This is a genomic window from Gluconacetobacter diazotrophicus PA1 5 (assembly GCF_000021325.1).
Classification (GTDB): domain Bacteria; phylum Pseudomonadota; class Alphaproteobacteria; order Acetobacterales; family Acetobacteraceae; genus Gluconacetobacter; species Gluconacetobacter diazotrophicus.
Map to the genome: position 1 here is coordinate 3,064,836 of NC_011365.1, position 18,586 is coordinate 3,083,421.

The 18,586-nt window shown below is 65.7% G+C and carries 21 protein-coding genes; 13 read left to right on the forward strand and 8 right to left on the reverse strand.

Going from position 1 to position 18,586, the window contains the following annotated elements; all coding sequences use genetic code 11:
• Positions 1 to 2: 2 nt before the first annotated feature.
• From GDIA_RS14025 to GDIA_RS14065, 10 genes are all read left to right on the forward strand, one after another.
• Positions 3 to 1,118, forward strand: coding sequence for a replication initiator protein A (locus tag GDIA_RS14025; RefSeq protein ID WP_012554570.1), 1,116 nt, complete (start codon positions 3 to 5; stop codon positions 1,116 to 1,118).
• Positions 1,115 to 1,753, forward strand: a complete 639-nt coding sequence (gene parA / locus GDIA_RS14030; protein WP_012554571.1) for a ParA family partition ATPase — start codon at positions 1,115 to 1,117, stop codon at positions 1,751 to 1,753. The genes GDIA_RS14025 and parA overlap by 4 nt, the downstream gene beginning before the upstream one ends.
• Positions 1,750 to 2,004: a hypothetical protein gene (locus GDIA_RS14035; RefSeq protein ID WP_012554572.1), complete on the forward strand. Its 255-nt coding sequence runs from the start codon at positions 1,750 to 1,752 to the stop codon at positions 2,002 to 2,004. Before parA ends, GDIA_RS14035 begins: the two co-directional genes overlap by 4 nt.
• Positions 2,001 to 2,519 (forward strand): DUF2840 domain-containing protein, encoded by a 519-nt coding sequence (locus tag GDIA_RS14040; RefSeq protein WP_012554573.1) that lies wholly within the window; start codon positions 2,001 to 2,003, stop codon positions 2,517 to 2,519. The genes GDIA_RS14035 and GDIA_RS14040 overlap by 4 nt, the downstream gene beginning before the upstream one ends.
• Positions 2,516 to 3,061 carry a S26 family signal peptidase gene (locus GDIA_RS14045; RefSeq protein WP_012554574.1) on the forward strand — a complete coding sequence of 182 codons (546 nt, stop codon included), beginning with the start codon at positions 2,516 to 2,518 and terminating at the stop codon, positions 3,059 to 3,061. The genes GDIA_RS14040 and GDIA_RS14045 overlap by 4 nt, the downstream gene beginning before the upstream one ends.
• 35 nt (positions 3,062 to 3,096) lie before the next feature.
• Positions 3,097 to 3,432 (forward strand): DUF736 domain-containing protein, encoded by a 336-nt coding sequence (locus GDIA_RS14050; protein WP_012554575.1) that lies wholly within the window; start codon positions 3,097 to 3,099, stop codon positions 3,430 to 3,432.
• A gap of 4 nt (positions 3,433 to 3,436) precedes the next feature.
• Positions 3,437 to 4,153 (forward strand): lytic transglycosylase domain-containing protein, encoded by a 717-nt coding sequence (locus tag GDIA_RS14055; RefSeq protein ID WP_012554576.1) that lies wholly within the window; start codon positions 3,437 to 3,439, stop codon positions 4,151 to 4,153.
• 302 nt (positions 4,154 to 4,455) lie between these two features.
• Positions 4,456 to 5,544 (forward strand): IS110-like element ISGdi15 family transposase, encoded by a 1,089-nt coding sequence (locus tag GDIA_RS14060; RefSeq protein WP_012222184.1) that lies wholly within the window; start codon positions 4,456 to 4,458, stop codon positions 5,542 to 5,544.
• Positions 5,545 to 5,912: 368 nt separating this feature from the next.
• On the forward strand, positions 5,913 to 6,113 hold the full coding sequence (locus GDIA_RS19375; protein ID WP_162013730.1) for a hypothetical protein: 201 nt from the start codon (positions 5,913 to 5,915) through the stop codon (positions 6,111 to 6,113).
• Complete coding sequence (locus GDIA_RS14065) at positions 6,106 to 7,845, forward strand: relaxase/mobilization nuclease domain-containing protein (protein ID WP_012554577.1); 1,740 nt, start codon at positions 6,106 to 6,108, stop codon at positions 7,843 to 7,845. The genes GDIA_RS19375 and GDIA_RS14065 overlap by 8 nt, the downstream gene beginning before the upstream one ends.
• 159 nt (positions 7,846 to 8,004) lie before the next feature.
• Here GDIA_RS14065 and GDIA_RS14070 read toward each other — a convergent pair whose 3' ends face one another.
• Entirely contained in the window at positions 8,005 to 8,781 is a 777-nt protein-coding gene (locus tag GDIA_RS14070; protein WP_012554578.1) for a helix-turn-helix transcriptional regulator, read from the reverse strand.
• A gap of 103 nt (positions 8,782 to 8,884) precedes the next feature.
• On the opposite strand from GDIA_RS14070, the gene GDIA_RS14075 reads away from it, so the two are divergent.
• The gene (locus tag GDIA_RS14075) at positions 8,885 to 9,964 is read left to right on the forward strand and encodes an alcohol dehydrogenase catalytic domain-containing protein (RefSeq protein WP_012554579.1); all 1,080 of its coding nucleotides are present in this window, start codon (positions 8,885 to 8,887) and stop codon (positions 9,962 to 9,964) included.
• A 233-nt stretch (positions 9,965 to 10,197) separates the two neighbouring features.
• Here the strand turns inward: GDIA_RS14075 and GDIA_RS14080 are convergent, their stop codons facing one another.
• Both GDIA_RS14080 and GDIA_RS14085 read right to left on the reverse strand, forming a co-directional pair.
• On the reverse strand, positions 10,198 to 11,754 hold the full coding sequence (locus GDIA_RS14080) for an FAD-dependent monooxygenase (protein ID WP_012554580.1): 1,557 nt from the start codon (positions 11,752 to 11,754) through the stop codon (positions 10,198 to 10,200).
• Between the two features lie 319 nt (positions 11,755 to 12,073).
• Positions 12,074 to 12,928, reverse strand: a complete 855-nt coding sequence (locus GDIA_RS14085) for an oxidoreductase (protein WP_012554581.1) — start codon at positions 12,926 to 12,928, stop codon at positions 12,074 to 12,076.
• Positions 12,929 to 13,034: 106 nt separating this feature from the next.
• On the opposite strand from GDIA_RS14085, the gene GDIA_RS14090 reads away from it, so the two are divergent.
• Positions 13,035 to 13,952, forward strand: a complete 918-nt coding sequence (locus GDIA_RS14090; protein ID WP_012554582.1) for a LysR family transcriptional regulator — start codon at positions 13,035 to 13,037, stop codon at positions 13,950 to 13,952.
• Between the two features lie 64 nt (positions 13,953 to 14,016).
• Here GDIA_RS14090 and GDIA_RS14095 read toward each other — a convergent pair whose 3' ends face one another.
• Entirely contained in the window at positions 14,017 to 14,766 is a 750-nt protein-coding gene (locus GDIA_RS14095; RefSeq protein ID WP_012554583.1) for an SDR family oxidoreductase, read from the reverse strand.
• A 98-nt stretch (positions 14,767 to 14,864) separates the two neighbouring features.
• On the opposite strand from GDIA_RS14095, the gene GDIA_RS14100 reads away from it, so the two are divergent.
• The gene (locus tag GDIA_RS14100) at positions 14,865 to 15,770 is read left to right on the forward strand and encodes a helix-turn-helix transcriptional regulator (protein WP_012554584.1); all 906 of its coding nucleotides are present in this window, start codon (positions 14,865 to 14,867) and stop codon (positions 15,768 to 15,770) included.
• On the opposite strand, the gene GDIA_RS14105 is transcribed toward GDIA_RS14100, so the two are convergent.
• Genes GDIA_RS14105 through GDIA_RS14120 form a run of 4 tightly spaced genes read right to left on the reverse strand, consistent with a single transcriptional unit; the run spans position 15,767 to position 18,375 of the window.
• Positions 15,767 to 16,975, reverse strand: coding sequence for an MFS transporter (locus tag GDIA_RS14105; RefSeq protein ID WP_012554585.1), 1,209 nt, complete (start codon positions 16,973 to 16,975; stop codon positions 15,767 to 15,769). The genes GDIA_RS14100 and GDIA_RS14105 overlap by 4 nt on opposite strands.
• Complete coding sequence (locus GDIA_RS14110) at positions 16,972 to 17,301, reverse strand: hypothetical protein (protein ID WP_012554586.1); 330 nt, start codon at positions 17,299 to 17,301, stop codon at positions 16,972 to 16,974. The genes GDIA_RS14105 and GDIA_RS14110 overlap by 4 nt, the downstream gene beginning before the upstream one ends.
• A 1-nt stretch (position 17,302) precedes the next feature.
• Complete coding sequence (locus GDIA_RS14115; protein ID WP_012554587.1) at positions 17,303 to 17,866, reverse strand: isochorismatase family protein; 564 nt, start codon at positions 17,864 to 17,866, stop codon at positions 17,303 to 17,305.
• Positions 17,867 to 17,922: 56 nt separating this feature from the next.
• Positions 17,923 to 18,375, reverse strand: coding sequence for a MarR family winged helix-turn-helix transcriptional regulator (locus GDIA_RS14120; RefSeq protein WP_012554588.1), 453 nt, complete (start codon positions 18,373 to 18,375; stop codon positions 17,923 to 17,925).
• Positions 18,376 to 18,586 lie beyond the last annotated feature (211 nt).

Consider the following 18,586-nt stretch of genomic DNA (forward strand, 5'->3'; position numbering starts at 1 on the left):
TGATGTCCTCGCGCCGCCTCATCACCGCCAGCGAACGGAGCAAGCTCGATCCGTTCGTCGTCGCCACCGGCGACGCCAGCCCGCGCGACCAGCGCGACCTGATGGAGCGGCCGTTCTTTTCGCTCGCCAAGGCCAGGCGCACCGCGCCGATCCTCTACGAGGCCGGCGACGTGCGCGTGGAAGTCTATGCCGTGCCCGAACATGGCATGGCGACCATCTGGGATGCCGACGTGCTGATTTGGGCGGCGAGCCAGATTGTCGAGGCCGAGGACCTCGGCTTCAAGACCTCACGCTTCCTGCGCTTCACGCCTTACCAGCTCCTGACGTCCACCGGCCGACAGACCGGCGCACGAGATTACAAGCTCCTGAAGGGCGCACTCGCCCGACTGCAATCGACCATCATCCGCACGACGATCCGCAACGGCGAGCATTGGCGCCGCCATCAGTTCTCCTGGATCAACGAGTGGGAGGAATGCACGACCCGCGACGGCCGCGTCGAGGGCATGGAGTTCGTCCTCCCCGACTGGTTCTACCGCGGCGTCATCGATCGCTCGCTCGTGCTCGCCATCGACCCGGCCTATTTCAAACTCACCGGTGGCATCGAGCGCTGGCTCTACCGCGTCGCTCGCAAGCATGCCGGACGCCAACCCAAGGGATGGCTGTTCGAGATCGCGCATCTCCACGAGAAGTCGGGCAGCTTGGTGCGCGTCACTGACTTCGCGTTGCAGCTCCGGCGCATCGCGGCGCGCCAGCCGCTGCCCGGTTACCGCCTGCGTATCGAACGCAATGGCCGCCGCGAATTGCTGCGGATCGTGCCCGCTCACTTATCCACAGTGCCTGTGGATGGCGCTGTGGACGGGGTCGGGACTTCGCACGCAAACGGTATCGGGATTTCGCACGCAGCCCTATCGGGACTTCGCACGCACCAACCGCAACTAACCCTTTGGCCTGAAACAGCGATTCCGGGCCTTAACTTAGAGTCTAACAAAGAATCTAACTCTTGTAGTTGGGCCGCCCAAACTGCGGATAACCCAGCCACCGCTGCTCAGCAGCGATCCAAACTCTCCTGCCGACAGCCGTCGCTGCCCCTCAGCCGCAAGCCGGGAGGGGAGCGATGATCGTCGCCCTGCTCAATCAGAAGGGCGGCGTCGGCAAGACGACGCTCGCGCTGCACCTCGCCGGTGAATGGGCGTTGCACGGCAGGCGCGTCACGTTGGTCGACGCCGACCCGCAAGGCTCGGCGCTGGATTGGTCGCAGCAGCGGGCACGGGAGAATGTCTCGCGGCTCTTCGGCGTCGTCGGCCTGGCCCGCGACACGCTCCATCGCGAAGCGCCCGAGATCGCCCGCACCGCTGACCACGTCGTCATCGACGGGCCGCCGCGCGTCGCCGGGCTGATGCGCTCGGCGCTGCTTGCCGCCGACCTGGTGCTGATCCCCGTGCAGCCTTCACCGCTCGACGGCTGGGCCTCGGCCGAGATGCTGGCCTTGCTGCGCGAGGCGCGCATCTATCGCCCGCAGCTCGCCGCCCGCTTCGTGCTGAACCGCTGCGGCGCCCGCACGGTGATCGCCCGTGAGACCGCCGAGACGCTGGCGGATCACGATCCGCCGGTGCTCGCCAGCACGGTCGGCCAACGCGTCGCCTTCGCCGACGCCGCACAGTCCGGCCGCCTGGTCTTCGAGCTGGCCGAGCAGAGCGCCGCCGCCCGTGAGATCGCCGCGCTCGCCGTCGAAGTCGCGAGGATCGCGCCATGAGCGAGCGATCCACTAAGCGCGGCTTCGCAGCCCGACCAGGCGATGCCGAGGGCTGGATCAAGGCGCCCGAAGTCCCGGCGCGGCGCACCGATGACGCCGCGGCGTTCACCGCGCGCCTGACCATCGACGTCACGCCGGCGCTACGCGGCCGCATCAAGGTCGCGGCTTTCCGGCGCGGGATCACCGTCGCCGACATGCTGCGCGGCCTCCTGGCGCGCGAATTCCCCGACGATTCCGGAGAACCATCATGAGCGACAACGCGCTGTCGCCGCAGCATATCGCGTCGCCGCCAATTCGCGCGGTCGTCGCGCTCACGCATGTCGAGCTGACCTGGATCGAGAAGAAGATCGAGCGCTGGCTGCGCTTTGGCCGCCGCGCCGAGGAGAATATCCTGGATCGCCGCCGCAGCATCTCCAGCTTCAAACCGGGCAGCATCTTCGCCTTCGTCCGCTGGGCGTCGAATGACTTCGGCACGACCGTCTCGCGCATGGACATCGTGCGAGCGGTCGAAGCCGGCGCGCCCTACCAGACGCTGCCCTTCGTGCAGCCCGGCGGCGAGATCCTGTTGCGCGTCGATGGCTGGCCGAAGGTCGAGCGTGTGCTGCAGGCGATCGATGCGGTCGAAGCCCTAGACATCGATCCCGCCGACGCCGCACCGGAATACTGGCGCCATCTGCACAACCGCCTGGCTGTCGGCGACGAGCCGCACGCCTACACGCGCGCGCAGCATGCGGCTTGGCTGAAGCGGCGGAGGGTCATGCCATGAGCCGCTTCGGCACCATCATGTCGACCTATGTCGCGATGCTCGCTGCCGGCGCGCTCGTGTTCTTCCATCCAGCGCCGCGGCTGATCTGGAACGCCACGGCCAGCACGCCGACGGGACTCTACGCACTACGCCCGGCGGGCAAGCTCCACGCGCTCGAACTAGTCGCCGTGCGCCCGCCTGAGCCGATCGCCAGCTACCTTGCCGATGGCGGTTTCCTGCCGAGAGGCGTGCCGCTGCTGAAGCATGTCATGGCGGTCGCCGGGCAGACCGTGTGCCGGGAAGGGGATGCCGTCATCGTCGATCACGTCGAAGCCGGCGTGGCCCGAGACCGCGATCATCTTGGCCGTCCCCTGCCTCGCTGGAGCGGCTGCCGCACGCTCATCCCGGGCGAAGTCTTCCTCATGAACCCAACCGTCCCGGACAGCCTGGACGGCCGCTATTTCGGCCCGCTCCCCGTCACTTCGATCGTCGCGCGCGCGGTCCCGCTGTGGACCGACGAGGCCGGTGACGGCCGCTTCGTGTGGCGCGCCGCCGCCGATTGATCCGCTTCTCAACCCGCCAACAAAGGAGATTTCCCATGGCGCAGATCGGTCACTTCACCCGCGATAAGTCCGGCTTCAGCGGACGTATCCAGACGCTCACCTTCTACCGTGATCTTTCCCTCGTTCCGGCCGAATCCTCCGATGCCGAGAACGCGCCCGACTACCGCGTCCACATGGGCGATGCAGAAGGTCCGGAGATCGGCGCGGGCTGGAAACGCACCGGCGAGAAGGCTGGCGAGTACGTTTCGCTCGTCATTGACGATCCAGCGCTCGCACAGCCGATCCGCGCCAATCTGTTCCAGTCGGGCGACGACAAGTCGGCCTGGGTGCTGAACTGGAATCGCCCGCCCAAGCGCAGCGAGCGGGACTGATCGCATGCGACGCGCGCTTCTCCTGCTCGCCAGCGTGACGGCGTTCGGCGTTTCCGCCGTCGCCGTTCATGCCCAGACGGCGCCCATCGATCTGCATGCGCCGAGCGATCCGTATGCGGCGCTCATTGCGGAGGCCGCTCAGCGCTTCGCGATTCCGACGGCGTGGATACGTGCGATCATGCGCATGGAAAGTCGCGGCGATCGGCATGCCGTCTCGCCCAAAGGCGCGATGGGGCTGATGCAGCTCATGCCCGAGACCTGGGCGGCGCTGCGCGTTCGTTATGGCCTCGGGCGCGATCCCTTCGATCCGCACGACAACCTCCTGGCGGGCGCCGCCTTCCTGCGCGAAATGCACGACCGTTACGGATCGCCAGGCTTCCTCGCCGCCTACAATGCCGGGCCCGGTCGCTACGAAGATTACCGCGATCGCCGCCGTCCGTTGCCGGCCGAGACGGTCGCTTATGTCGCGGCGCTCGTCCCTTTTGTCGGGGACGGCGTGACTGATGGGCCTGCCCTGGTGGTGGCCTCCGATCCGTCGTCCTGGACACAAGCACCGCTCTTCATCATGCGGTCGGCGAGCGCTGAACCGGCCGGTCGCGCGACGCTAAAACCGCAGCCGAACGACACACCGACCGTCGTCGCCGTGCGCGATGTCTCAGCCATCGCGCCGCAATCAGGCGGTCTGTTCGTGCCAGTATCCGCATCGGGGCCGCAGCGATGACGGCGCTGTTCGCAAATCACCCGATCGCAACGGATTTACCGCCAGCGTGCCTTTTCCTTGGTGACGCGGCGTTCTCCGACCCTTCCATGGGCTGCATCGAAGCTCCCTGGCGCGATTTCGCAGGCTGGCGCGGCGTAGCGCATTCCCGGAAAGAAGGAAGGGCGATCAGCGGAGTAATGCAGGAACCGACCGACAGAGTGCCAGCCGTAATCGGGCCTGAGCGGTCGTCGTCGATTGGCGGTCTCCCGGGCCGGAAAGAAGGTAGAGTTGCCGCGGTGAAACAGCAGCGCGGGAGGCGTGCGATGGAATTCTTTTGCGGTCTCGATGTGTCGATCGACGAAACGGCGGTCTGTGTGGTGGACGAGCAGGGCACCGTGCATCTGGAAACGACGGTGGCCACGGACCCGGCTGCGCTCAGGGATGCCGTGAAGCCGTTCCTGCCGCGCCTGCGCCGTATGGGTCACGAGGCAGGTTCCCTGTCGCCCTGGCTGCATCCGGAGATGCTGGCGCTGGGCCTGCCGGCGGTCTGCCTGGAGACGAAACACGTGCGGGCGGCGATGTCGGCGCAGCGCAACAAGACCGACAAGGCGGACGCGCTGGGGATCGCGCATATCGTGCGCACCGGCTGGTTCCGGACGGCCCATATCAAGAGCGAAGCAAGCTATCGGCTGCGTCTGATCCTGACCCAGCGCAGCACGCTCAAGCGCAAATTCATGGATCTCGAGAATACGATCCGCCATTCGCTCAAGGCGTTCGGTATCCGCCTGGGCACGGTCTCGCGGGCGCGCTTCGACACCGCCGTTCGCGAGGCCGTGGCGCAGGACGCGCTGACCCGCGATCTCATGGAGGCGATGCTGCGGGCGAAGGCCGTGCTCTGGGAAGAATATACCCGGCTGCACAAGCTGGTGGTGCGGATCGTCGCGGGTGACGAGGTGTGCCGGCGGTTCATGGCCATTCCGGGGGTGGGGCCGGTGACCGCGCTTGGCGTGATGACGGCGATCGACGATCCGTCGCGCTTCCGGCGCTCGCGCGACGTCGCGGCGTATTTCGGCCTGACGTCGCGGCGCTGGCAGTCGGGTACCAGCATCGATGTGCAGGGACGCATCAGCAAGGCCGGCGATCCGGAGGTGCGGCGGTCCCTCTATGAAGCGGCGTCGGTCCTGCTGACGCGTTTCAAGGGGCGCGACAAGCTGCGGACCTGGGGCCTGGAACTGGCGAAACGGTCCTGCCATCGCAAGGCGGCGGTCGCCGTGGCGCGCAAGATGGCCGTGATCATGCATGCCATGTGGCTCGACGGAACGGTCTATGACGGCGGTCCGGCCGTCGATCCCGAAGAGCGGGCCCGTCATATCGCTTGCAAGAACCGCAAATTGCCGCGGGCGCTCGCGTGAGTGTCCAGCTGCAAAGGAATGTTCCGCCGCGTGTCGGGATGACCGCGGCGTTCTGAACAGGGAGATCCGCCAAGGCGGATGGGGAAGGGTGCAGTCGAGGACGACGGGAAGCACGATATCTTGCCTGGAGCACGCGCAGGTGAACGCCTCGTGGGACTCCGCTCGAGTGCCTGTGATGCTGCCCCGTGAATCCGATGGCAAAATGCGCCACGACGAAAGGCCGGCCGCCCATCCACGGATGGGGCGGCATATCAGTCGTCGCTGAGCGCGGAAGAGTGCACGGCGTGCCACGAACCCTCAGTCAGGGCCGAGATGCCAGTCCAGGAGCAGAACTGTGATCGTGAAAGGAAGCTAAAGGAAAACGAAGAATGAAAAACTTGACCAAAAAACCCGCCCGATTAAGAGGGCTAGATAAAAGGCCGCAATTTGCGGCTCTGTCGGTCGGTTGTTTTTGTTGGTGTTTTTGGCTGATCCGGCAATGTGCGGTCTCGGCGCGCAATGTGCGCTGCGACCTCAACGCTCTGCCGATCCTGGGTTTTCCGCACATTGCCGGCGCCGGGCATGGCTGAGGAGAACGACTTTCAGCCCCGGCCAGGCCGCATCCGCTCCTCGCGCAGCCAGCGGGCGAAGCCCTTCATCGCCCAGGCGCTCGCCGCCGCCCAGCGCGCCGGCGGCGGCGTCTCGCGGCAGGGTCTGCTCCGGAGCGGCAACCGCTCGACCTTCGGCCGCGGCCGCGTCGCCGCCATCCGGGCGAACCATCTGCTGACGGGTCGTTCGCGGCTGGTGACGGTCAAGGCCCGCGTCGTGCGCCACACGGCGCGTTCGGCGCCGCTCGGCGCCCATCTCGGCTACCTCCGGCGCGAGGGCGTCACCCGGGACGGGGAGAAGGCCCGGCTATTTGGTCCAGAGACCGAGGACGCCGATCCCAAGGCCTTCGCCGAGCGGAGTGAGGGTGACCGCCACCACTTCCGCTTCATCGTCTCGCCCGAGGATGCGCCGGAGATGGCCGACCTCAAGGGCTACGCCCGCGAGCTGGTCGGCCAGATGGAGAAGGACCTCGGCACCAAGCTCGATTGGGTCGCCGTCGATCACTGGAACACCCAGCACCCGCACGTCCACATCATCGTGCGGGGCGTCGCCGAGGACGGCCAGGACCTCGTCATCTCCCGCGACTACATCAAGGAGGGGATGCGCGCCCGCGCCCAGGATCTGGTCACCCAGGAGCTGGGGCTGCGCAGCGATCTCGACATCCGCCACGCGCTCGAACGCCAGGTGGACGCGGAGCGCTGGACGCAGCTCGACCGGCAGCTTGTGCGCGACGCCAGCCGGCAGGGTGTCATCGACGTCGCGCCGTCTCAAGGCCAGGAGCCAGACCCGTTCCAGCCGCTGAAGGTCGGGCGCCTGCGGCATCTGGAGAGTCTCGGTCTCGCGCATCACATCGGGCCCGGCCAGTGGATGATGGACGAAGCTGCCGAGACGACGCTGCGCGAACTCGGCGAGCGCGGCGACATCATCAAACGCATCCATCGCGGCCTGCGAGAGCACGGCATCGAACGCGCGGCCGCGAGCTATGTGCTGGCCGGCGAAAGCCTTGACGTGCCCGTCATCGGCCGGCTGATGGATCGTGGCCTGGATGACGAATTGAAGGGCACAGCCTATGCCGTCATCGACGGCGTAGACGGCCGCACCCACCACATCAAATTCCCCGACCTCGACGCGACCGGCGATAGCGCGCCGGGCTCCGTAGTCGAGCTGCGCAAGTTCGACGACGCACAGGGCCGCCGTCGCGTGGCGCTGGCGGTGCGGTCGGACCTCGCCATCGAGGATCAGGTGACGGCCAGCGGCGCGACGTGGCTCGACCGGCAAGCGGTCGCGCGCGATCCCGTGGCGCTTGGCCAGTCGGGCTTCGGCGCCGAGGTGCGCGACGCGATGGACCGGCGGGCCGGACAGCTCATCGAGAAGGGCTTGGCCGAGCGCCAAGCCCGAGGCGTCGTCTTCTCCCACGGCCTGATCGGCACGCTCCGGCGCCGTGAGGTAGAAGCCCTCGGCGAGCAGCTCGCCGCTGAGACGGGGCAGCCGTTCAATCAAGCGGCCTCCGGCGAGTATGTCGCCGGCGCCTATCGCCAACGCTTCGCGCTCGCCTCCGGCCGCTTCGCCATGATCGACGACGGCCTCGGCTTCCAGCTCGTGCCCTGGACTCCGTCCCTCGAAAAGCAGCTCGGCCGCCACGTCTCCGGCGTCGCTCGCGATGATGGCGGCGTCGACTGGGGTTTCGGCCGCAACAGAGGAATTGGCCTTTAGCTATTCCCGCCGACTGACGACCCAGGTTTACCGAATCAGCCCGTAGATCGAACCGGTCTGCGAGCAACGCCACCGATCGCGAAACCCCTTGGAGAGAGGCGGCCGTTCCAGTTCCACAAGCGGAGCGGCTGTACTGCCCAGGCCCGCAGCGGGGCCGCCCTAGCTGTGAGCGATCGGTAAATACACTGCCACCTTCAGCCCGACGTCGTCATTGGCTTGGAATGTCGTATAGTCAAAAGCGGTTCGACCGTGTGTCGGGTGGTGAAGTCGCTTGGTCCCCGATGAAGGCCATCGAATGGCATGGTCTTTCCACCAACCTTCGAATTCCCCGCATCCCGCCTGCACACGATGCAGCAGCTCGACGAAGGCAGGGTCATCCGCCCAAACGTCGTAGGTCGGCCGGAATATCGCGAGGATCCTCTGTGCCTCAGTCGACCAGTTGTCGCCAAAGACCCGGCGGGCCCGCGGGTCCGTGAGGATGTAGAGAAGCAGGTTTCGGTCTTCGAGCGGCATCGCGCCGAAATCAAAGAGCTCGGCTGCCGCATCATTCCAAGCGAGAATGTCCCAGCGTCGCCCGGTCACATAGGCGGGATGCGGCAGGCTGACGACGAACCTGCTGATGATGGGCGGCACCGTTTCGGGAGAGAAGGCGGGTTGGCTCTTCGCATCTGCCAGGCGGCGCAGATGGGCACGCTCCACCGCGTTGAGCTTGAGTGCTCTCGCGAGAGCGTCAATGGTGGTGAGCGAAGGGGCGACCGCTCGGCCTTGCTCCAGCTTGACGTACCACTCGGTGCTGATCCCCGCCGCCTCGGCGACCTCCTCGCGGCGTAGTCCCGGCGTGCGCCGACGGCCTCGCACCGCTCCAGCTTTGTCCGGGACAAGCCTTTCGCGGCGCGCCCGCAGGAAATCGCCAAGCTCAACGTTGGCGGCCGTCATCGCACCGCATGAACATGGTATAGTATCATCCTAGTATTGTGTCGGCTCTGGCACGGGTTGTCGAGAGCCTCCATTCTGCCTCCACACGGCTATGGAGGCGGCGTTGAGGGCAGCGATATTGAAGGCGTTCGGAACGGCGTTGGAGGTGTGCCACGTCGACGATCCAGAGATCGGGACGGGCGAGGTCATTGTCGACGTGGTAGCCGCGCCGGTCCTGTCGTATGCCGATGAGGTTTTCAGCGGCGAGCGACACTATGCGCTCAAGCTGCCGACGATCCCAGGCTGCGGTGCCATCGGCCGCGTCGCGGCGCTCGGCCCAGATGCGACCAAGCTTTCGGTGGGCGACTGGGTCTTCTGCGATCCGACGGTTCGATCCCGCGACGACGCACGGATGCCAGACATCACGCTGCAGGGCTGGAGCGCGCGAGGCGAAGGCGGTCTGAAGCTACAGGACTATTTTGGTGACGGCCCATACGCGAGCCGGATGCGGCTGCCGACAGAGAACGCTGTTCCGATCGGGACAATCCAGGAGGAGGAAGCGGGCCGGTGGTGCGCACTGGTAACGCTGCTGATCGCCTATGGCGGCCTTCGCCGGATGCAGTTGCAAGCCGGCGAGACCCTGCTCGTCAGCGGTTCGACCGGGAACTTCGGCAGCGCCACGATCGCCCTGGCCCTCGCGATGGGCGCCGGATGCGTCGTAGCAGTGGGTCGCAATGGCGCAGTTCTGGCCGAACTCGAGCGCCGCTTCGGAAAGCGTCTACGCTCCGTTCATCTGACCGGAGACGCCGAGACGGATGCTGATGCCATACATAAGGCGAGTCCGCAGCAAATCGACGCCATACTCGACTTCCTACCGCCGTCCGCTCCAGCCTCGGCAGTACGCACCGCGCTCATGACTGTGCGTCCTTACGGCCGGGTAGTTCTGATGGGCGGCGTTGGTATGCTGGGCGGTGAGGAACTCGCATTGCCCTATCCCTGGATCATGCGAAACTTGATCACTGTGTCGGGTCAGTGGATGTATCCGCGCGAGATCATCCCCGATTGCATTGCCCTCGTCCGCAGCGGACTCCTGCAACTCGATCACTTCAGGGTAGCCGAATTCACGATCGAGAACATTCAGCAGGCGATCGATCATGCCTCGGCGCATGCTGGCGCCTTCAACCTGACTGTGGTGCGTCTGTGATCGCATCGAGAGACCCAACGATCTCGCAATGCCTGAACATTCCTAGGGGACAGACCGACGGAAGCACGGCTGTCTTCAGTCAGAGTTATGATTGCTTGCGATGCGGTTCAGCCATTCACCTAACAGATGGTGAGTACGCTGACGTCGGCCTCAATCAAGGTCGCGCGGAGCGCGATCGCAGCCGCTGCAGCGCCCGACGCCTGAAGCATGGGATCACGGCTCTAACCAGTCTCTCAGACTGGCGGCTTAGGTTCAGCGAACCAGCGTATCGCTGCCTGGCGAAAGCCTTCATCATCTTCGGCGCTGTCGGTCGCCCAGGCGACAAAGCCATCGGGGCGAACGAGCGCTGCGCTCAATCCAAGCCGGTCCTTGGCATCAGTCGAAACGGTGTTGATCCTGGCCTGCCATCGCTGCGCGAGCGCCCGCAGCGGCGCGCCGGCATCAAAATCCAGCAGCAGTCCCCTCCCGTCTCGCAGAAGGTGGCCGATCCTGAGCCCGTCCGCGAGCACCAGGTCGGGAATGCTGCGGCCCGCGAGTGGATGCCGGCTGCCGAGATCATAGCGCAGCGATACGCCCCATAGCTTTTCGGCGAAGTAGGTCGCGCCGTCGCGCGTCCCGATGAGATCGCGGATGATCCCCGCCAGAGCGCGCGTGCTCGGGGTGGGGCGCATGAGCGCGACCTGGGCGCGCGACCAGTCGAGGATCCGCGCGCCCTCGGGGTGTCGTTCCGCGAAATAGCTGTCGAGCAGGTCGGCTGGCGCATCGCCGCGGATCGTGGCCGCCAGCTTCCAGCCCAGGTTCATCGCGTCGCCGAGGCCGAGATTGAGACCCTGGCCGCCAAGCGGAGAATGGGTGTGAGCGGCGTCGCCCGCGAGCAGCACCCGGCCATTGCGGTAGGCTGCCGCTTGACGGGCGCGGTCGGTCCAAGTGGTCGCGAGCCGGAGCGCGATCACGGTGACGCCTGTGCCGGACACGCGACGCAGCACCGCCTGCACGTGATCGAGCGTGACCGGCCTTGTCCGGTGGAAGGCGCTGCCGTCGAAGTCGACCATCGCGATCGTGCCGGGCTTTGCGTAGGTGTACATGCCGCTCGGCGTATACGTGCGTCCGACGTTGAGCGCGTCGGGGTCGGCCAGCTCCACCTCGACCGAATAGCCGGTGAATTCAGGATCGGTGCCGACGAACTCAAAGCCGCCGGCCTTGCGCACCGTGCTGCGACCGCCATCGCAGCCGATCAGCCAACGCGTCTGGAAGATCTGGCCTTCGGTGCGAACGATCACGCTCTCGTCGGCCTGCTCGAAACCCTCGACGGCGACGCCGCGCCTGATCTCCGCCCCCGTCGCGATCGCTCGGACAGTGAGAACGTTTTCAAGAGACTGCATGTCCACCGCGAGACTGAACCCGGTCAGACTCGGCAGCCGGTAGGGCCACTGCGAGGCGTCGACGTCCTCGCGGAAGAACTGGATCCCGGCGAAGTGGCCAGCGGGCCGGCGGGGCTGCCGCTGCTGAAGCCAATGGGCAGATGCCTTGGTCGCGCCTGCCGCAACGTTCGCCTGGCTCGCCTGCTTGATATCGTCGAGCAGGCCGCGCCGGTCCAAGGCCTCGAGCGTGGGCGTCGACAGACCGCGCATCCCGAAGGGCAGGCCTTTCAGCGGCGAGTACGGATCGTCAGCCTGTTCGAGGATCAGGACGGACACGCCTGCGAGCCTCAGCTCACAAGCGAGAAACAGCCCGACGGGACCGGCGCCGGCGATAATGACGTCGTGGGGAATAGTATGGGAAATGGTCATGTCACGCTCCTAGGTCGATGGTGTTCGACCGGAGCGTTCCTCGCGTTGGAGACCGCACGGACGAACGGCCGGGCGCTTTGAGAGCGTCCGATGTTCGTCGTGGGGATCTCGGCACGAGGCCAAAGACCAGAGCTTTCGTTACCGAAAGGACTTGGGCTGACCAGACCAAGCCTGCCTTTTCCGACGCGGAAATTATAGAGGAGCCTCACGGAGGCCGCAATGGTCAGCAGGTGGGGGCGTAGAGGCCGCGGCGGCTTCGCCATGATCGACGACAATGGGGGGCCGATCATTGGATATCCTGCCAGCATCACGGCCCGAATCAGGTGTTCGAAGCCGCCTGGAAATTCGTGCTGCGCGTAACCGGTTCCCAGCTATCTAATTCGAGTTCGAGGCTCGCGATCTTCTCGCGGATCAGGTCCAAGGCATCGCCGCCGATGACGAGGTGTATGGGCGGCCTCTCTGCCTCTACCGCCGCGATGATGGCTCGCGCGCCGCGCGCCGGATCACCTTGCTGCTTGCCGTGGCCGGCCAGGACGCCGTCACGGCCCTTGCCAGCCGTCTCCTCATAGTCTGGCAGCCGGATCCCCGACTTCTTCATCGAGCGCCCCCGGAAGTCAGTGCGGAACGCACCGGGCTCGACAACGGTGACGCCAATCCCAAGTGGCGCCGTCTCCTGCGCCAGCGTCTCAGACAGCGCTTCAACGGCAAATTTGGTCATGTGATAGAAGCCGACGGCGGGAAAGGTCACGATACCGCCTACAGAGCTGATATTGACGATGTGACCCCGCCTGCGCGCCCGCATACCGGGCAGTACGGCTTTGATCATGGTCCAAGTGCCGAAAACATTCGTCTCGAACATGGTCCGGACGTCGGCGTCCTCACCTTCCTCTATGGCCGCGACATAGCCATAGCCCGCGTTGTTGACCAGCACGTCGACGGCGCCGAAGCGATCTTCCGCTTGGCCGATAGCTGTTCTGACCTGATCCGGTTTGGTCACATCAAGCTCCACCGCGAGGGCGGTGCCTTCGTGCTCCGCGACAATGTCAGCGAGCGTGGATGGATCCCGCGCACTTACGACCACGCGATAGCCGGATGTCAGCGCTTGCTGAGCGATTGCGCGGCCCAGGCCAGTCGAACAGCCGGTGATGAGCCACACCGCGTTCTTTTCGATCATCGATCCGTCCTTTCTCTGCCGTTTCAAGAACGATCAGTGTTAGGTGACGCTCGCCCTATCGTTCGATAAGATAGAATTTGTTGGAAGGGTCGTTGAGCAAAATGGGATGATCATGCGTGACGGCTTGGACGATCTGATGGCGTTTGCTTGCGTCGCCCGCGTGCGAAGCTTCACGCGCGCCGCGGCCGAACTCGGCACATCGACCTCGAACCTCAGCCACACCATCAAGCGGCTGGAAGGCAGGCTCGGGATCCGTCTGCTTCAGCGCAACAGCCGCAGCGTCTCCGTCAGTGAGGCGGGCAACGAATTGCTCAGATCGATTGGCCCGGAACTGGAGCGCATCGAAAACGCCGTAGGCCGCCTCCAGCTCAAGCGGAGCAGCATCTCGGGCGCCGTGCGCCTGACCGCAACGCGTCAGGCCTACGAGATGGTCATCCGGCCGGTGCTACCCGCCTTCGTGGCCGCGCATCCTGATGCGACTGTCGAAGTCCTGATCGACTATGCCTTTCGCGATGTCATCGCCGACCAGTTCGATGCCGGCATTCGCCTTGGCGAGAAGATCGAGCAGGACATGATCGCGCTGAAGGTCGGCCCTGACCTTCGGATGGCGGTGGTGGCTGCGCCATCCTATCTGGCGCGTCACGGGACGCCCCGGCACCCCCGGGATCTCGTGAACCACCGCTGCATCAATTACCGCATGGTAGCCAGCGGCGCCATCTACGCCTGGGAGTTTGAAGAGAACGGCCTCGCCTTCGAGGTTCGCGTGCCGGGACCACTGACATTCAACGAACCGCAATTGATGCTCGATGCCGCGCTCAGCGGGCTCGGCATCGCCTATCTGCTCGAAAATGACGTGGCGCCGCACGTGGGGTCGGGTGGGCTGGTCAATCTGCTGGCTGAGTGGACGGCGCCGTTCCCGGGCTTCTACCTCTATTATCCATCGCGACTGCAGATGCGGCCGGTGTTCGGGGCTTTCCTGGATGTGCTGCGCAGCCCGTGTCAATACCTGTTCCCACCTGAATGAACGGCAGGACTTATGGCAACGGCTGCTCTCCATCGAGAGCAGCGTTCGTTTTGCCTGACCGTGCTCATCCCGCCTCGGCCATCCACTGCACCGCATCCTCACCGGCCGGGATCTTGAGCGGCGCGTGCGGATCGGTGGCGGCCCGCCAGACCGCCATAGCCACGTCGGCGGCATGGGTGACCGGGCCGGTATCATCGCGAAAACGGGCGATCATGCCTTCGATCAGCGGCCTGTAGTCGGCGTTATCGAGCCCGCGCAGATGCGGCATGGCATTGTTGCCGAAGTTCGTTTCCGGGGAGCGGCCGGGGAGCACGATATGCACGCGCACGCCGAACGGCTCCATCTCGACCGCGAGACTCTCGGTGAGTGCGTTCACCGCCGCCTTGCTCGCGCGATAGACGCTGACCAGCGGCAGCGGCTTGAGCGTCACCGTCGAGGTGACGTTGATGACCACTCCGCCGCGGCGCTCGCGAAAGCCGGGCAGGATCGCCTGCAGCATCGCCAGCGTGCCCAGGGTATTGGTCTCGAACAGCTGCCGCGCCGTTTCCGGCTCGATCAACTCGATTGGCACGGCGGCGCCGAATCCCGCATTGTTGACCAGCACGTCGATCTCGCCGGCCTGCTCGATCGCTTGTGCGATACTGCCTGGATCGGTGACGTCCAGCGGCAGGACGATGAGATCGGCGGACGCAGGTAGGATGTCGGCCTTGGGCTGGCGCATCGTGGCGACGACCTTCCAGCCCCTATCGAGAAACAGTTTCGCGGTTTCGAGGCCGAAGCCCGAGGAACAACCGGTGATCAGGATGGTAGGCATGGAGGCACTCCGAGGTGATTGTGGTCACCCGGATATGGCGAAGGGCGATGAGACCTCCTATGGTCGAAAGTCCGTGATACATTTGCGATCGTCCTGTCATGACCATCGACCCGCTTGCTGAGATCGTCACCTTGCTTCAGCCCTCCGCGAGCTATTCCAAGCTGGTCGAATATGCAGGCCGATGGCGCCTCCGCCGCGACATCGAGGGCAAGCCAGTGTTCTTCGCGGTGCTGGAGGGCGCGTGTCGGGTGGTATCGTCCGGCCGCCCGCCGATCATCGCGCGCCAGGGCGATTTCGTGCTGTCGCCCGTCACCAAGGACCATGTCGTCGAGAGCATCGAGGCGCCACCGCACGGGATCGCGATGACGCCGACGGAGACCGGTGAGGGGCGGTTCCGGGTCGGGGAGCCCGGCGAGCCGGTCAATCTCAGAATGCAGGTCGGGGTCTGCAGCTTCGCCTCGCCCGATGCCGCCCTGCTCGTCTCGCTGCTGCCGGCGATGATCGTCGCCCGCGACGAGCCGCGGCTTGCCCTGCTGCTTCAATTGGTGGGCGATGAGACGCGCCATGCCCGACCGGCGCGGGAGCTGGTGCTGGAGCGTCTACTCGAGGTGCTGCTGATCGAGGCGCTGCGGTGCGGGGCCGATACCCTGTCGGTGCCAAGCCTCGCGCGGGGGCTATCGGACGATCGCTTGGTGTTCGCCTTGCGGGCCATGCATGCGCGGCCCGCGCACGGCTGGACCGTGGCCGATCTCGCCGCCGAGGCGGCGATGTCGCGGTCCGCCTTCTTTGCGCGCTTCAGCCGCGTCGTCGGGTTGCCGCCGATCGAATATCTGCTGACCTGGCGCATGGCGCTCGCCAAGCGGTTGCTACGCACACGGGAGCTGGCGATCGAGCACGTCGCCGCGCAAGTCGGCTACGCCTCTGCGAGCACGTTCAGCACCGCCTTCGCCCGTCATGTCGGGATGCCGCCGATACGATATGCCCGGGCGATGCTCCCAGCCTAGCGGCGGCGGACGGCGACCAGCGCCACGATGGCGGCGGCGAAGCCCGAGGCAGCGCCGATGCCGAGCGCCCAGCGCGGCCCATAATGGCCGGCCACCCATCCGACGATCGGGGCGCCGATCGGCGTGCCTCCCAGCGCGATGCCGACGCGCAGCGCCATCACCCGACCGCGCATGGCGGGCTCGGTCGAGAGCTGCATCAGGCTGTTCGTGGTGTTGGTGAGGGTGAGCGCCGCCGCGCCGATGACGACGAGCGCTCCGGCAAAGAACCAATAGCCCGGCGCTAAGGCAGCGAGCGTGCAGCCGAGACCGAAGATCACGGCACCGACCAGCAGCAAGCGAAACTGGGGCCTTTCACGACCGGCCCCCAGAAGCGCGCCGGACATCGTGCCGACCGCCATGATCGACGACAACAATCCATACCCACGGGCATCCGTGTGGAAGACGCTGACCGCCATGGTCGAGACGAAGATCGGGAAGTTCAGGCCGAAGGTCCCGATCAGGAACAGCATGATCAGGATCGCCTTGAGGTCGGGCCGGTCCCACACATAGCGAAGCCCTTCGATGAAGCTTCCCCGCCCACGGGCGGCCCTGGCGTTCGGACGAAGCTCGGCCCTGCGCAGGAAGGCGAGCGAGATCAGTACCGCAGCGAAGGAGGCGCCATTGATCAGAAAGGCCCAGCCAGTGCCGATCGCGGCGATCACGACACCGGAGACGGCCGGGCCAATCATCCGCGCGGCGTTAAACGAGGTGGAGTTGAGCGCCACCGCATTGTGCAGATCCTCGTCCCCGACCAGCTCCGCCACGAAGGTTTGGCGCACGGGGGCGTCGAAAGCAGCGGCGCTGCCGAACAGGAAAGCGAAGACGTAGACGTGCCAGAGCTTGACGATGCCGGCGACGGTGAGCGTGCCCAGTGCCAGAGCGAGGACGCCCATGGCCGCTTGGGTCGCGATGAGAAGCTTGCGCTGATTGAAATGATCGGCGGCGAAGCCTGTCCATGGCAGGAGGATGAGCTGCGGTCCGAATTGCAGCGCCATGACCCAGCCCACCGCCGAGGCGTCGTGCTGGGTCATTTGGGTCAGCACCAGCCAGTCCTGGGCCGTACGCTGGACCCAGGTGCCGACATTGGAGACGAAGGCGCCGGCGAACCAGAGCCGATAGTTGAACCCTCGTAGAGACCGGAAGGCGCCCCAGACGGGAGCCTTCATGAATGCTCCGACCCATTCCCGCCGTGGAAGCGGCCGAAGTGTCGGGCAGAAAACAGCGCGATGAGGATGGCGCCGATGCCGAGTGCGACGACATCGCCCGTATTCTTCAACCCGAAATCGCCCACGCGACAGACCAGCACATAGCCGACGACCAGGTTGAACAACCCCCAGAGAACGTTCACGGTCGACGAAGAGAGCCCTTGTCCGGGCGGCTTGGCGAAGGGGCTCTGAAACGGCCGGCCCATCGTGCCGCTGACGAAGTGAGGGATCGCGTTCGCCAGGAAGGCGCCGCCGAAGAAATAGGACAGGAGGTCAAGCCAGAGCATCTCAGGCGCTCCTCGACGGCAGGAGATCGATGATCTCCTGGCTCGTGCCGGTCTCGCCGAGCCGCGGGAAGATGTTCCTGGTGCTGTAGGCGTGCGCCTCGGGACGCATGTCGGTCATGGCGTCGAGCGCGAAGGTGACGTTGAAGCCCGCCTCATAGGCCTGACGCGCCGTCGCCTCGACGCCGGTTCCGGTCGCCACGCCCGCGACCACCACCTGGGTGACGCCGCGCGCTTTCAACTGCGCCTCGAGATCGGTGCTGGCGAAGGCGCCCCAGGTCCGTTTGGTGACGACGAGATCGCTGGGCTGTTGGTCCAGCTCCGGGATGAGGTCCGTCCATCCCTCCGGGAGCGACCCTATCTGGCGCGGTTGCTCGACGCGGCCTGGCGCTCCCCCGGCGACGTTGACGAGCGCCACCGTCAGTGCGCGATCCCGGAAGGCCCTCGCAAGCACGCTCGCCCGTTCGATGACGCTGTCCATTGCGGGAAGGCCAGGAAGGCTGACGATCCCCTTCTGCAGATCGACGATGATCAGCGCCGTATTCGGGTCGAGTGTCGTCAGGGGCATAGGATTATCCTTTCCTGGGTCGCAATCTTTCGGCCGGACTGACGCTCAGGGCTCTTTCACTCGTCGACGAGCCGTCTGAGCAGTTCGACGGCCCTTGCGACTTCCTCCTGCTCCTGCGGCGAGAGCCGCGCCTGAAGCGCCCTAGTCAGCCAGTCCTGGCGCGCGGCGCGTCCGTCCTCGACCCATTTGCGGCAGGCTTGCGTGAGCGAGAGAAGGGTTTGCCGACCGTCCTCAGGGTCCGGCGCGCCACTCACCAAGCCTGCGCCTTCCAGCGCGGCGAGGACTGGCGCCATGGATTGGGGCCGCATCCCTTCGGCGCGAGCGAGGGCCGATGCCGTAGCGGGGCCGTCCTTTTCAAGGCGCAGCAGCACAGATACCTGAGAGGGGCTGAGGTCTCCGGCATCCGCTTGCTCGCGCAAGCGCCGCTTCAGCTTACCGAATAGCGCGCGAAGATTCTGCGCCAGGGTCGACGCGCGGAGGGCTCGCTGGTGATCCAGGGCAGCAGTCATATCTCCTTCTGCCATATCAACAGGTAATCTGTAAAGACGATCTGTTCAGTCTATCTGATGAAAAGAGATCCGTCTTTCGGCCGCGCAGCGGGGCCGACCAGCGACCTACGCTAGTTCAAGTATTTTTTCGCGCCGCCGCGACGGGACGCGATCGAGCCTTGAACGAGCTTGCAATCGCCGTAAGTCGCCGCCGACCTCTTCCAGCGAGGAG